This window comes from Candidatus Binataceae bacterium (assembly GCA_035500095.1).
Classification (GTDB): domain Bacteria; phylum Desulfobacterota; class Binatia; order Binatales; family Binataceae; genus JAKAVN01.
Genome location: DATJXN010000132.1, coordinates 72,225 through 86,309, shown reverse-complemented (window position 1 = coordinate 86,309; position 14,085 = coordinate 72,225). Strand labels below are relative to the sequence as shown.

General features: G+C 65.2%; 12 protein-coding genes and 1 pseudogene. 7 read left to right on the top strand and 6 right to left on the bottom strand.

The window, feature by feature from the left end:
- The first annotated feature begins 169 nt into the window (after positions 1–169).
- Positions 170–742 carry a hypothetical protein gene (locus tag VMI09_14560; GenBank protein HTQ25912.1) on the top strand — a complete coding sequence of 191 codons (573 nt, stop codon included), beginning with the start codon at positions 170–172 and terminating at the stop codon, positions 740–742.
- Between the two features lie 43 nt (positions 743–785).
- Here VMI09_14560 and VMI09_14555 read toward each other — a convergent pair whose 3' ends face one another.
- The 4 genes and pseudogenes from VMI09_14555 to VMI09_14540 form a co-directional block, all read right to left on the bottom strand.
- Entirely contained in the window at positions 786–3,245 is a 2,460-nt protein-coding gene (locus tag VMI09_14555; GenBank protein ID HTQ25911.1) for an arylsulfatase, read from the bottom strand.
- Positions 3,242–3,709, bottom strand: coding sequence for a glycine zipper family protein (locus VMI09_14550; GenBank protein HTQ25910.1), 468 nt, complete (start codon positions 3,707–3,709; stop codon positions 3,242–3,244). Before VMI09_14550 ends, VMI09_14555 begins: the two co-directional genes overlap by 4 nt.
- A 131-nt stretch (positions 3,710–3,840) precedes the next feature.
- Positions 3,841–4,200 (bottom strand): annotated as a pseudogene (locus VMI09_14545) (transporter).
- Between the two features lie 108 nt (positions 4,201–4,308).
- Complete coding sequence (locus tag VMI09_14540; protein HTQ25909.1) at positions 4,309–4,677, bottom strand: hypothetical protein; 369 nt, start codon at positions 4,675–4,677, stop codon at positions 4,309–4,311.
- Positions 4,678–4,889: 212 nt separating this feature from the next.
- Here VMI09_14540 and VMI09_14535 point away from each other — a divergent pair, with 212 nt between their 5' ends.
- The 3 genes from VMI09_14535 to VMI09_14525 all read left to right on the top strand — a co-directional run bounded on the left by VMI09_14535 (position 4,890) and on the right by VMI09_14525 (position 8,115).
- The gene (locus VMI09_14535; protein HTQ25908.1) at positions 4,890–5,507 is read left to right on the top strand and encodes a TetR family transcriptional regulator; all 618 of its coding nucleotides are present in this window, start codon (positions 4,890–4,892) and stop codon (positions 5,505–5,507) included.
- 246 nt (positions 5,508–5,753) lie between these two features.
- On the top strand, positions 5,754–6,932 hold the full coding sequence (locus VMI09_14530; protein HTQ25907.1) for a hypothetical protein: 1,179 nt from the start codon (positions 5,754–5,756) through the stop codon (positions 6,930–6,932).
- A gap of 97 nt (positions 6,933–7,029) precedes the next feature.
- Complete coding sequence (locus VMI09_14525; GenBank protein HTQ25906.1) at positions 7,030–8,115, top strand: zinc-binding dehydrogenase; 1,086 nt, start codon at positions 7,030–7,032, stop codon at positions 8,113–8,115.
- A 23-nt stretch (positions 8,116–8,138) separates the two neighbouring features.
- Here VMI09_14525 and VMI09_14520 read toward each other — a convergent pair whose 3' ends face one another.
- Positions 8,139–9,056 (bottom strand): hypothetical protein, encoded by a 918-nt coding sequence (locus tag VMI09_14520; protein HTQ25905.1) that lies wholly within the window; start codon positions 9,054–9,056, stop codon positions 8,139–8,141.
- Positions 9,053–12,040, bottom strand: coding sequence for a phospholipid carrier-dependent glycosyltransferase (locus VMI09_14515; GenBank protein HTQ25904.1), 2,988 nt, complete (start codon positions 12,038–12,040; stop codon positions 9,053–9,055). The genes VMI09_14520 and VMI09_14515 overlap by 4 nt, the downstream gene beginning before the upstream one ends.
- 155 nt (positions 12,041–12,195) lie before the next feature.
- Between VMI09_14515 and VMI09_14510 the strand changes: the two genes are divergently transcribed.
- The 3 genes from VMI09_14510 (at position 12,196) to rpsT (ending at position 14,040) form a co-directional block, all read left to right on the top strand.
- Positions 12,196–12,858, top strand: coding sequence for an alpha/beta fold hydrolase (locus VMI09_14510; GenBank protein ID HTQ25903.1), 663 nt, complete (start codon positions 12,196–12,198; stop codon positions 12,856–12,858).
- A gap of 17 nt (positions 12,859–12,875) precedes the next feature.
- On the top strand, positions 12,876–13,682 hold the full coding sequence (gene mazG / locus VMI09_14505) for a nucleoside triphosphate pyrophosphohydrolase (GenBank protein ID HTQ25902.1): 807 nt from the start codon (positions 12,876–12,878) through the stop codon (positions 13,680–13,682).
- 67 nt (positions 13,683–13,749) lie between these two features.
- Positions 13,750–14,040: a 30S ribosomal protein S20 gene (rpsT, locus tag VMI09_14500; GenBank protein ID HTQ25901.1), complete on the top strand. Its 291-nt coding sequence runs from the start codon at positions 13,750–13,752 to the stop codon at positions 14,038–14,040.
- Positions 14,041–14,085 lie beyond the last annotated feature (45 nt).

The following is a 14,085-nucleotide window of genomic DNA, read 5'->3' as shown; positions in this document are numbered from 1 at the left end:
GATAAAAGCCCCGTGAGCTCGGCCTCGCACGACCGTCCGCTCGGCGCCAGCGTACCACATCGGCTCATCTCGTGGGAGTCGTAGATCGGCGCGCGGGCTCACAGCCGTTGCACGGAACCGGCCTCGTCGGCTGAAATGAGACGCCCGCTTGCGGGCCGATAGCCAAGCCATGAAACGCGCGTCCATAACCGCAACCGTCTTGCCCGCGCTCGTGCAGCGCTGGGCCGCCGCCGCGCTCGCCGCCGCGGGGCTCGCGGCGGCCGCGATGGCGAGCGGATGCTTTTATCCGCCCACCCAGAAGCCGCCCGCGCCGAGCAAAAACCAGATCACGATCGACCGGCCCTACGATATGGTCTGGGACGCCGTGCACGAGGTGATCAAGGAAGACAAGCTGCAGGTCAACGCCGACGACCCCAACCAGGGCATCATCGAGACCGAGACCAACCAGTTCACGCTCGCCGAGGCCGACTGCGGCCAACTCAAGGATATAGGCGGCAAGCACGCCGCCGAGCCCGACCGCGCCGCGACCGCGGTTTACTTCTTCAAAATCAAGCCCGCGAGCCACGAATCCAGCACCGTCAGCGTGCAAGCGACCTTCAGCGCGCCGCTCTACGTTCCGCTCCATCCGCCGCGCGCCGTGCAATGCGTCTCACGCGGCAAGGCCGAGGCCAAGTTGCTGGATCAGGTGGCCGAGCAGGCCGCCGCGATGCATCGCCCGACCTTCGCCAAGCCGTCGAGTTGACCGGGCGGCCCTGACGCTTCTCGCTGCAGGAGCGGGGATTAGCTCAGTCCTCGGCGGCCTTGTCCATCAGCATCTCCTGCGTGGCTTTGTCGACCTTGTCCTTGATGTCTGGGCCGACCGGTTTCAGCGCGATCGTCACCTGATTGATTTTGCCGGTGAACCGGTTGTCGGGCCCGGCGTAATCTTCGGTGACCGGCGTCCCTTCGTCGACACCGACGTCGGCTCCCTCATCGGCGGAGAACATAAGGCCGTTGGTGTTGTCGATTCGTCCGGATGCGACGTTTGCGCCGTTGACGAAGAGCGTGCCGGTCCCGCCGGCGCCCAGTTTGCCGCCGTCGGTGGCGAACTCGAACCGAATCGTCGCCTTGCCCGGCGCAATCGGCTGCTTTGCGGCCACGGTGTAGCGGTTCAGCCCGACCCAGTTGTAGGTGAACATGGACCGGCCGTTTTTCAGGAAGAGGGTCCATCCGCCAAAGCGCCCGCCCTGGCAGATGATGACGCCATTGGGGTTCTTTTTCGGAACCTCGACGTCGGCAGTTATCGAGAAGGAGCGGTTTTTGATGTTGATGAACGCGCTTTCCATCATCCCGGTCATTCCGCTGTAAAGCGTGAGCGAGGTGCGCCCGGCCATCAGGTCCGGCCGGCCGGCCAGCGCCGGATTGAGGCGCTCGACGCCGCGATCGTCAATCGGCAGAACGTGATTCTTGATGGCTTCCTGAAGGAACAGTGCCTGCATCTGCTTTAGTTTGTCCGGATTGGCGGCGGCGAGATCCTTGGCCAGGCTGAAATCCTTGTCCGTATCGTAGAGCTCCCACTTGTCGTTATCGAGCATGGCGCGCGGCTGTCTTTCCCAGGGCGCGCGATGGACCGTGCCCGCAAGCCAGCCGTCGTGATAGATCGCGCGATTGCCCGCGATCTCGAAGTACTGGGTCGTATGCGTGCTTTTGGCATGAGCGTCATCGAATGTGTAGGCCATGCTCACGCCCTGCATCGGAGCCTGAGTTATGCCGTCAACGGTTTTGGGTTGAGGCAGTCCGGCCACTTCGAGCACGGTCGGCGCGATGTCGATCACGTGATGGAACTGGAACCGCAACTCCCCTTTGGCCTTGATCCCTTTGGGCCAGTACACGACCATACCATCGCGGGTTCCGCCGAAGTTGGACGCGACCTGCTTGGTCCAGGCAAAGGGCGCATCGCCCGCAACCGCCCATCCGGCCGCGTAGTGGCTATAGGTCATCGGTCCGCCAAGCTGATCGACACGTTTGAGTTGCGCTTCGATCGGTTCCGGCACGGCATTGAAAAAAGTATTTTCGTTGAAGACGCCGTGCATCCCGCCTTCGGCGCTCGAGCCATTGTCGCCCGCGATGTAGAAGACGATGGTATTTTGCAGCTGGCCCATAGCATCGATCGCCTGGATGAGGCGGCCGATTTCGTAATCGGCCATTTCGCCGAAGCCGGCGTAGACTTCCATCTGGCGCGCGAAAAGCTTCTTCTCGGCGGGCGAGAGCGTGCTCCAGTCCTTGATCGCCTGCGGCTTCGGCGCGAGCCTGGTGCCCGGCGGAACCACGCCCAGCTGTTTCTGGCGCGCGAGCGTCTGCTCGCGCATCACGTCCCATCCCGCGTCAAACTTGCCTTTGTATTTGGCGATCCAGCTTTTGGGCACGTGATGCGGCGCGTGCGTTGCGCCGGGCGCAAAATAGATCAGGAATGGCCGGTCGGGAGTGAGCGCCTTCTGATACCGCATCCATGCTATCGCGTGGTCGGTCATGTCGGTCATGAAATGGTAATTCGGGCCGTGCGGGGTCTCGATCTGCGTCATCCCGTCATACAGAAGCGGCGCCCATTGATTCGTTTCCCCGCCCATGAAGCCGTAAAATATGTCGAACCCTTCGCGCGTCGGCCAGCGCGTGGTCGGACCCGAAGGGCTCACTTCCCAACCCGGAGTCTGATGCCATTTTCCGAACGCGGCGGTGCTGTAGCCGTTGAGGCGTAGGATCTCGGCAAGCGGCGCGACGCTGTTCGGGCGCACGCCGGTGTTGCCCGGGAAGGCCGTCGCGACGTCCATCACCGCGCCGGTGTTGGCCATGTGATGGTTGCGCCCGGTGAGCAATGCCGCACGCGTCGGGGAACAGAGCGCGGTCACGTGAAATTCGTTGTAGCGCAGGCCCCCTTTGGCCAGACGATCGAGGGTCGGCATACTGATCGGCCCGCCGAAGGTGCTCGGCTGCCCGAAGCCCATGTCGTCGATTAGGATGACGAGCACGTTCGGCGCGCCCGGCGGCGCTTTCACTTCGAATCGCGGCGGCGGCGTGGCGTTGCGCGCGTCGAGAGTGGTGATCGGCGGATAGCTCGGATCGGGTATGGGGAGCGCGGTTCGATCCAGCGCCTGCGCGTTAACGTGCGGCGCGCCCAGCGCGATGATCGCGATCGCGACTATGGCGTGCAGCGCGCCGAGGATCATCCGGCAGACACCTGCTTCGCGACGCCGGCTATGCGTGCTCACTTTACGCTGTAGCCGCGGCCGTCGAGACATGCAGCCATCGCACGCTGATAATTGGCGCCCGCTTGCGACACCTGCGATTGCTGCGCGTGCTGCTGCGCCATCTGCTGTTGCCTGCGCTCGTCCCTGCGCCGGAAGCCGCCGGCGAGACCGCCCATCGCGGCGCCCGCCGCGGCGCCCTTGCCGGCATCGCCCGTGATCGCGCCGCCAACCGCGCCGAGCGCCGCGCCTCGCCCGGCCCCTTTCAGAACGTGCGGCTGCGAAGGCCGATAGGGCTGCGGGTCAAGCGTGTTGGGATTGCTCGGATACGCCCTGCTTGGATCGAATCCGGTTTGCTGGACGGCCCAGGTATGGCACGAGTAACGATCCTTCTCCTGCTGTTCCGGGCTCTGACCTTTTTGCGGGTAGATGTACATCTGCCCGCTTTGCGCGGCCGCGGCCGAGGGCACCAGCAGGGCCAGAGCCAAAAGTGCGAACTCCGGCAGTCTGTTCCGCATGGCTGTCCGAAAAATCATAGTTGCCCGGACCATCGTTTAACTCCTCTTTTTTCTTCGAACTGTCGCCTTATTTTCGCGGCGCCAGACACTTATTGATATCTCTACATCGATTCAAGCGGGCCCTGCGGTTTCGGTCCCCAGCTCACCCCGAGGTTGAACCGCACGGTGTTGCCGTCGAGCCTGTTCGACACTCCCAGTTCCGGCAGCCACTTCGCTTCGCCGGCGAGATCGAAGTCGCCGATCCGGTATGCGTAAGAGCAATCGCGCCCGATGCCCGCACTCATTCCCTCGAAGCCGCCGAGCTTCGCGCCGCTGCCGCTGTCGCCTGTGATCTGCTGATAGAAGTATCCGTTGACGCCGGCGCCGACAAAGCCGCCGAAGAGCGGCAGATGCTCGGCGATCGCGCCGTCGAGATGGAACTGATCGCCCGTCTGGTAATCGGTTGCGTCATTCATGGTGTTGAAATCGAACCCGCAAACGCGGTGACCTCCAGGCCGAACCTGCTGCTTAGATGACTGACCGCCCCGCTCGGTTCAAAGGTCCAGTAGTTTCTGCCGATATTGGCGAGGTCACCTTTCTTGAAACTGCCGGTTGGAGCATAAACGCCGAACTGTCCCTGCCATTTTCCACGGCCCCTGACACTGGAACAGGAAAGTGTCGGAATAGATCGTGCCCTGTCCTCCCGCCGTCAGCAGGCCGCCGAATTCCAGCTCCTGCGCGGACGATGCCGAGCCATCATAGTAGGTGAACGCGTTCGCCACGACGGCAGACGAGCTGCCGCGGTCGGGCAGCATATCGATGAACGAGCTGGTCGCCCCCGGGATGTAGTGTCCCACGCCCGCCTCCTCGCCACATGCGGCGGCCGAAGCGAGTGCGATAGCGAGCGCGATCAGCAGTGTCCCGGACAGGGCGTGGGCCGAGCGGTTGCGTTTCGTCAAATTCCGTCACTCCCAATCCCGATCGCAATCGGCGTGCGTTTCTCCGGAGCAAGGATTCCTGCCCGATCGGCGGCGCGGGTCTTGTGCGAAAAATGACTACAGTGTATAGCAATGACTGTCAAGATCGATATTGAACGTCTTGGTCATTACCGGGACGAAGCGCCATGAAAGCTGCGAGCAAGCCAACCCCAACAAAGCGCGCGGACAGACGGTTGGTCCGCAATCGCAAGGCCCTGCTCGCGGCCGCCGAACTGCTCATCGCGCGCGAGGGTGCCGACCGCATCACCGTCGATCAAATCACCGCCACCGCGGATTTGGCCAAGGGCACCTTCTACAACTACTTCACGGACAAGGATGCGATCGCACGCGAGGCCGCGCTGCTCGCCCGCGAAGACCTTGAAGCCAGGGTCAAGACGGCTCAAGCCGGCGTCCGGGATCCTGCCGAGCGGTTCGCCACCGGGATGTCCGTGCTTTTCCGCGCCGCCGCCGTCGAACCCAATCGCGCCGCCGTCATCGCCCGGATGCACAGCCAGTGGCTCCATCCCGGGGCCAAGGGCAACGTCATGCTGCGCAAGGACCTGGAAGACTGCTATCGCAGCGGACGGTTGTCGAACTGCGGACCGCCCGCCGCCGTGGTGCTGACGGTCGGCGTCGTCCAGGCGGGGATGATGCGCGTGATCGCGCTGGGCGACGCGCGCACGGCCCAGCCGCTCGCCGTCGAGCAGGCCTCGTTGGTCCTTTGCGCGCTGGGGATGCGATGGCATGAGGCGCAGGCGGTCGCGGCGCGCACTGTCGCCCGCGTATTCGCCGCCGGCTGGGAAATGAAGTAGCGCCGCCTCCGGCGCCGGAATTTCAACGCGAGCGCACCGCAAGCGCCCCGAACCCGCACACGCAGGAGGTCTCTCATAGTGTTGCTTTCATCGATGATCAGAAACCCGTTTTCCGCGGCCCCTTGGGGCTGGGGCAGGCTGACGCTTACCGCACTTGCCCTCATGGTGCTCGCACCGGCCGCATCTATCGCCGCCGATCCGGCCGGCCAGTTTGAAAAGCCGCCCGTATTGCAGGCGAAGGATCTGGTGCCCGCGACCCTCCTCTCCGGAGAGGGCTTCCACGTGGACGACGCGGTGCCGACCGATGGCCTGATGGCCCTCTTCACGCTGCACACCGAGCTTGGCACGCTGCAGGTCCATGGCATCGAGCTGCTTCGAATCCGGGTCGCGGAAGTCCCGGCGATGCTGGAACTGTCGCACGAGAGCAAGACCAAGGTCTTCGCGCAGGCTCTGGCGAGGACCGGAGCCGAGCCGATAAAGGCTGCCGGCCAGATGGTGATGCATCCGGTGGACACGGTGAAGGGCCTGCCTGGCGGAGTTGGCCGGTTCTTCGGCCGCGTCGGTCTCGGCGCGCAACGGATCAAGGAGGCCGCGACCGAGCCGGAAGAAGCGTCGGCGGGCGAGAAAGCCGGCGAGGTCGCCAAGCGCACGGGCCAGACCACCCGTGACATCCTGGGCTATGAGCAGGAGCGTCGGGAGCTGGCGCATCGATTGCACGTGGATCCGTACACCACTAATCCGATTCTCTCCAAGCAGCTCGACGAATTTGCCGTGGTTGCTTTCCGCGCCCACGTCGCGGTGACTACTACCATTTCCGTGGTGGTTCCGGGTTCGATGGCGATCACCGCGACCAGAATAACCTCCAACATGGTCTGGGACACACCCAAGGCCGATCTGATAGTGCGCAACCAGAAAACGCTCGAAGAGCTGCAGGTGCCGCCCGCAACCATCAAGGCCTTCATGCGCAATATGGCATTTCCGCTCAGCGTGCAGACCGCCTTGGTCGAGGATCTCAACGATCTCTCCAAAGTTTCGGGAGTGGTTGACGCGGTGACTCTGGCGAGCACGGCCCAATCGGAAGACCAGGCGCGTTTCATCGCCGACTGCCTGGACCTGTTGTCCAGGTATTCCAAAACCCATACGCCGGTTGCGCGGATAATCGCGCGCGGCACGATCGTCGGCCGCGACAGCACCGGAGCGATCGTGGTTCCCGCGGCAGTTGACTACGCCTCGTGGACATCCCGCACCTCGTACTTCGCCAATCGTCCCGATCTGGCGGCGCCGAAACGGAGCGTGTGGCTCACGGGCCAGATGTCTCCGCTGGCAAGGAAAAACTTTCTGGCCTTGGGCTGGCAGGTGAACGAGAAAACCGCTCTGCTGCCGGCGGGAAGCGCCCTCGGCGGCACGGCGCCGTCGCACCCTTGACATCGCGCGCGGGGCGCGGGCCTAATCCAGCATCGCGGCTACGGGCGCGGGCCTGCGCCCGATTGCATAGGCCCGAAGTCATCGAGGAGCGAATGAGATGAAAGGAAAAGTCGCCTTTATTCCCGGCGCGCACAAAATCGAGTTTCACGAATTCGACGTTCCGGCTCCGCCGCCCGGCGGCCTTATCGCCGAGGTTACGCAAAGCAACGTCTGCGGCTCCGAGGTCCACATGTGGCGGGGCGAGTTCGGCGGACGGCACGGAATCGCGCCGGGGCATGAGATGGCCGGGCGCATCCGGGATTTGGGCGACGGCGTGAAGACCGACTGGGCCGGCGTGTCGGTCAAGGCCGGCGACCGGATCGCCCCAGTTTACTATTCGGTGTGCAATCGATGCTCGAACTGCGTGGCCGGCAACCAGGCCGCCTGCACTGCCAAGGGCTTCGGCGTGCGTCATCCGAGCGAGGCGCCGCACTTCACCTCGACCTTCGCCACGCACTACATCGTGCGCGCCAACCAGAACTTCTACCGCATCCCGGACAACGTGCCCGACCTGGTCGCGGCGTCGGCCAACTGCGCGATGTCGCAGGTGTACTGGGGCCTCGACAAGGGCCGCGTGGGCTACGGCGAAAGCGTGGTGGTGCTGGGCGCGGGCGGACTCGGATTGCACGCGATGGCGATCGCCAAGGCGCGCGGCGCGCACGTGATCGCGGTTGACGGCGTCGAGCATCGGCTCGATGAAGCGATGAAGTTCGGCGCCGACGCCACGATCGATTTGCGCAAGCATCCGACGTCCGAGGAGCGCCAGAAGCGGATCCGCGAGCTAATCGGCGGCGCGCCCGACGTTGTGTTCGAGGTCGCCGGCGTGCCCGAGGCCTTTATCGACGCGCTCGAACTCGCCTCGATCGGCGGCCGCGTGATCGAGATCGGCAACATCTCGCCGGGGTTGACCGCGCCGATCGCGCCGTCGCGGGTGACGTTCAAATCGCTCGAGGTGATCGGCGTGGTGATGTATCCGCCGAGCTATCTAAAGAAGTCGCTGGACTTCCTCGCGATGCATATCGACCGCTATCCGTACCGCGAGCTCTGCGACGCGACTTTCCCGCTCGCGAAGGCGGCCGAGGCGCTGGAGAAGAGCGACCGGCGCGAAGTCACGCGCGCGGCCCTGCTTCCGCAGCAAGGCTAGCGGCGCGTTGGATGGAGTGAGCTTCAGCGGCGGCGGCGCGCGGCCGCGCTCTCGCGCCGGCGACGCTCGCTCCGCGGCATCGAGGGCGGCGGCTGGCTCCCCACCGGCACTGGCGGTAGATTGTCGCCGCCATAGATTCGCCATCCCGCCGCCGCCACAACCGCCAGCAGGACGAATACCGCAATAAGCGTCCACGGCCTTCCGATCGGCGGCGCCACGGAGGCGCGCCTGACGGCGCTCAGGTCGAATGCGGGCCCCGCGTTGGCCGGGAGCGCGTGGAGTTTGACCACCCTCGCGTTTCGGAAGAACGCGCGGCCGGTGTTGAGGCTGCCGAACCCGCCGAGCCTCAGCGCCACGTCGATGTCCGCGCCGTGCGCGCCAATCCTGATATACAGTCCAAGCGGATGCCACTCGGTGGTGCCATGCAGCGCCGGCGAGTTGACGCTGTCTTCGTCGAGACCGACGCTTGCACCGGCGGCATTGGCAGGCACACCATCGGTCCGGACTTCGGCGCCGACGTAGTACCATCCCGCATCGAGCGTCATCGTCTGGAGCCATCGCGCGTCGTTGGGCTGTATATTGCTGACGGCGAGCTCGGGCTCGCTGCCCGGCGAGTGCAGCCAGTCGTAGGCGGTGACCGCCGGCGATTCGTTCCATCCCCCGGTGCGCCAATGGTCGGGCGATTTGCCGGAACCGGTCGCGAAGTCACCGTTGGAAAGCAGATTCGGTCCGGCCCGAGCCTCCGGGCCCGCCGCGCTCGAGGCTGGCGACGGGGTCGCGGCGGCGCTCGCGCGCGTGCTAGCGCCGGCGCTCATCGCGGGAGCGTTCGAATCGGCGCGGGATAGAGTGGCCGCGATTGGCAGCGCCGCCGCAGCGATCGCCAATTCAACCGCAAGCGCGGCGGCGACGCGCAATGCGGGCCCGATGCGGCGCTTCTTCATATCCAGTTGCGCAAACCCGGACCCTGCAGCCACATCCGGTGATAATAGCCGTCGCGATCGATGAAAATCCCCGTCCACAGCGGAAAGTAATAGACGAACAGGATCGCCGCCGCAGTCACGAACAATGCCGCGACCAGCCGCGGAGCCCATCGCTGCGGCTCGAGATCGGGCAGAGCGTCGGGCCCTATCTCGACCGCGAGAAGGTATATGGCGAGCAGTCCGATCGCCGCGCCAGGGAACAAACCTAGCCAAAATCCGAGTCCCATCATGCACGCGGGCAGGATCGTCAGCAGCAGCGCTGCGCATTCCCACATCGCGGCCTCGCCGTTCCACGCATCCGCGACGATCGCGGCCAGCGCCATGTAGCCGAGGTACACCGACGGCATGTAGTGGTAGAGAAAAAGCGTGCGCCCTACTGGAGTCCACATCAGGAGATACGCGAGATAGCCGATCACGAGGAACGTCCGTGCCGCGTTGGGCCGTTCCAGCGCACGCACGGCCGTAATCGTGATTGCGGTCAGCGCACTCCACCAGAGCAGCGGATTTCCCCCGCCCCAGATTGTCGCGACCTTGCCCTGCGGCGGAAAACTTTGCCAGTAGGCGATCGGCCGCAGCATCAGCGGCCACGTCCACCACTGCGAAGAATAGGGATGCGTCGCGTTCCTGACGCTGTTCTCGTACCACAGCACGTCGCCGTAGTAATGGACGAGGTCGGCGATTCCGCCCCACCATCCGAGCAAGAAATGCGGCAGGAAGACCGCGATATAAAAGGCGGCGCTCAGCGCCCCTACCATCAGCAGCGCCCCAAACGTGCGCCACCAGCGTGCCTCCCACGACGCCGTGCGCTCGGCATCCAGGATGAACCAGACCATGAACCCAGCGCACAGCAGGAAGGTCAGCACCGGGACGTACAGCTTCGAGCCGAGGCACAGTCCTAGCGTCGCGCCCATCGCGGCGAGCGTTCGGCGGCGGTCGCGCGGGTCCGTCGATTCGGCGAAGCGAAAGAGCAGCAGGTAAGACCATGCGGCGAGCGTCAGATACACGATGTCGATTACCGCGACGCGTGAGTCCACCAGAAACATCCCGTCGCAGATGATGAACGAGGCGGCGAGTGCGCCCGCCAGCCGCGACGCGAACATCCGCCGCCCCAGCATGTAGCTCAGCCCGACCAGCAGGATTCCGCAGAGCGCATTGCCGATCCGCCAACTCCACGGATGGTCGCCGAAGAGCAGAATCCCGCCTGCGATCACGAGCTTCGCGAGCGGCGGATGCGGGTCGAGGAACGGTTCGCCGCGGATGTAATGACGCGCCTGCGCGACGAAATGAACTTCATCGAAGACGATCTCCGCCGGATGGCCGAGATGCCAGATCCGGGTCGCGGCGGCGGCGGCAACCAGCGCGACGAGCACGATCGTGTCGATGCGCGTCCATGGAATCGCGACCAAAGGCTCGCGCGCTACGGGAGCGGCCGGAGCGCGGCCTTCTGCAGCGCCGGCCTCGCGCGCCGGGGCGCTCCCGGCGCCGTCGCCAGCCCGATCCGGCATCCCGCCCAACGACGTGAGCTTTTGCCAGAGCGGCCCTGCTCCCTCGGCCAGCCCGAGGCCGTAGTCGATCATGAGCACCAGGGCGAGGACGTTTACCGCCGACGCGAACATCGCAAATCCGTCGCGCGGGTCGAGAAAAATCGTCGCGCTGCGAAGCGCGGCCAGCACGTAGGCGAGGTTGAACAGACAGGTCGCAGTCAGAATTGCGAAGACGGCTGCGACCTCGGCACCCTCGACCGCGAGCGGCGCGGCGAACACCAGCCCCGCATACAGGTAACGCTCGTGCATCCGCGGCGCGAACATGAAGAATCCGAACACCGCGGCAAAAACCGCGTACATCATCCCGCGCGGCGTGCGCTCGCTCCAAAGCCGCCAGCCGATAAACGCGTAGAGCGGCACGAGCAGGCCCATCCCGAGACTGAAGTACGAAAGCCCTGCGAACGTATCGGTATCCGGCTTGCGCAGGCCGCCCATCAACGCGAGCAGGTTGAACGCGTTGACCGAGGTCTCGTGATAGTACGCGGCGGTCGAATGGTAGAGCTCGAAAATCCAGTACCAGGGATGGCCGAACTGAAACGGCAGCACGCCGACCATCCCCACAGCGATCGCGGCCAGCGCCGAGCGCCACCATCTGCCGTAGGGCAGCTTGAGCAGCGTCCACACCCCGAGCACCGGCACATACATCAGCGCCTGCGGCTTGAGCAGCACGCTCAGCGCGGCGAGCGCCCAGGCCAGCTCGAACTCGCCATCGAGCGCGAGCGCCGCGCTCAGCATGATCACGACGGTCAGCGCCGAATCGCTCTGGCCCCAGACGATCGTGTCGAAGCCGAGCGCCGGATTCAGCGCCACCAGCAGCATCGCGACGTAGGCCGCTGTTTGCCGGGCAGGCGCGACACGCCGCACGAACACGAACATCAGCAGCGCGAGCACGAAGTCGGCGACCAGCGCCGGGGCCTCGACCGTCATCCGCAGCATCACGCCGCCGGCGCCGGTAGCGTGCGCGACGATTCCCGCGAGCCAGAGCGCGTAAAGGTAGCCGGGCGGATAGTCGAGAAAGTAGCCCTCGCGATAGACGCGCGCGGGCCCCTCGGAGGCCATCTGGAGCGCCCACGATTCGTAGCTCGCGACGTCGTTCCCGTAGCCGTCGAACCACGGGAGCAGCAATATTTTGACCAATGCGATCACGGCCAGGATCGCGAACGCCCACACGATCGAACGGTCGCGATTCCTGAGCAGCGGAGCGACGTAAACGTAGATCGAGTAGCAGAGCAGCGCGAGCAGCAGGAGGCCGGAGATCGTGCCGGCGAGCTTGCCGTCCCGCGGGGGCGGCAAAGCGCCGTCTGCCGCCGCACATATGCCCGCGAGCGCAAGGAGCAGCGCCGCCCCGGCAGCCGAAACCGTCGCCGCGTAGCGCGCTTGCGGAGCACCGCCACGCCACATCCTTTTATCTTCCACACCCCGCCCCATAGTGCGATACGTGGCCAGGCGGCCACGGCAACGCACAGCTAATCCGACCGTTTGCATACGCGCAAGCGAGTAGCGAGCGGTGGCGACGGCGATCTATGATGGCCGGACTAACCCGGGAGAACCTTCCGATGGATCTCATTCATGCCGCTTTCGAGCCGGCGGGCGCCGGGCCGCATCCCACGATCGTTGCGATGCACGGATGGGGCTCCAACGCGCTCGACCTGATGGGTCTCGCCCCGTATGTCGCGAGCGGGCGATGCCTGATGCTGTGTCCGCAAGGGCCGGTCGAAGTCGCGATCGGCGCGGTCAACGGCTACGGATGGTACCAGTTGCGGCCGGGCGCGCCGCCGGACATGGAAGCGATGGGCGAGGCCGCCGACCATATGATGCGCTTCGTGGACGCCGCGCTCGAGCGCTACCCCGCCGATCGCCGCAAGCTCATCCTGATGGGCTTCAGCCAGGGCGGCGTGATGGCCTACAACCTGGCGATTCGCCATCCCGAACGCTTCGCCGCGCTGGCTGCGCTTTCCACCTGGTTTCCCGAGGAGCTTGCCGAGCACGCGCACAATCGCGATGCGCTCGCGCAGCTCGCAACCCTGGTGCAGCATGGACGCGCCGACGATATGATCGAAATTGGAAAGGCGCGCCAGTCCATCGAACAGCTGCGCGCCTTCAAGATGCCATTAAGTTATCGCGAATACGACTGCGGACACGAGATCACGGTCGAGGGGATTCGGGATTTGTCGGCGTTCCTGACCGAGAAAGTGATCCAGCCGGTAATCACGGCGTAGCCCGAGCCTTTTTGGCCATGGATGAAGGATCGGCGCGCGGCCCGGGCGAAGAATTTCTCGCGCTGCTCGAAGTCGTCCGCGAATTGCGCGAGCGATGCCCCTGGGACCGCGAACAGACGCTCGCGACTACCTCGCGCCATCTGATTGAAGAAGCTTACGAAGCCGCCGATGCGATCGAGCGCGGCGACGACCGCGAAATCGACGACGAACTCGGCGACTTGCTGGTGCAGGTGCTTTTTGCGGGCAACATAGCCCAAGCGCAGCGCGGCCTTCAGATCGCTGCGATGCTAAGGCGGGCGCGCGAGAAGCTCGTGCGGCGCCATCCGCACGTTTACGCCGGAGCCGCGGCGGAAAACTCGGCCGAAGTCGTCCGCAACTGGGACAAGCTCAAGCAGCAGGAACGTGCGGATGCCGGTGCGACCTCGGCACTCGACGGCGTGGCGCGCGCTCTGCCCGCGCTCACGCGGGCGCAGAAGCTTGGCGAGCGGGCGCGGGGCGCCGGGATGGATTGGGCGGAGGCCTCGGCAGTGCTCGACAAGGTCAGCGAAGAGATCGCCGAGGCGCGGAGGGCGCTCGCTCGCAACGATGGCGATCATGCGGCCGAGGAGATCGGCGACGCGATGCTGGCGCTGGCCAATGCGCCGCGCTTCATCGGGCACGACGCGGAGACGACGCTTCGCTGCGCGTGCGACAAATTCATCACGCGTTTCAAGGCGGTCGAGCAGGCCGCCGCGGCGCGCAAGCTCGATCTCGCGAAGCTCGATCCGCAGCAGATAGAAAGTCTATGGCAGGAAGCGAAGCGCTCGATTGACGACAACAAGTAAGGCGCTTCCTTTCCTTGGAAGGCGGCGTATTGACCCGGCGCGCGTGCACTGTTAGCTAAGACTGGCTATGCCGCATATTCCAGTTCATCCGTCAGCAGAGAAGCGCCAGCGTCAGAACCTCAAGCGCCGCGACCGTAATCGTGCGATCAAGACCCGCGTGCATAGCGCGGTCAAAGATGCGGTTAAGGCGATCGAGGGGGCCGACGCCGCCGGCGCGCAACAGGAGCTGCGCCAGGCGACCCGCGTGCTCTACAAGGCCGCGGGAAAAGGCACGCTCCATCGCAACACCGCGGCGCGCAAGGTCGCACGCCTTTCGCGCGCGCTCTATCGCAAGCACGGCGCCGCCGCCAAGGCCTGATCCGGCCCGCCGCGCACCTCGGCGGGACAATTCTCGTCTGACGGC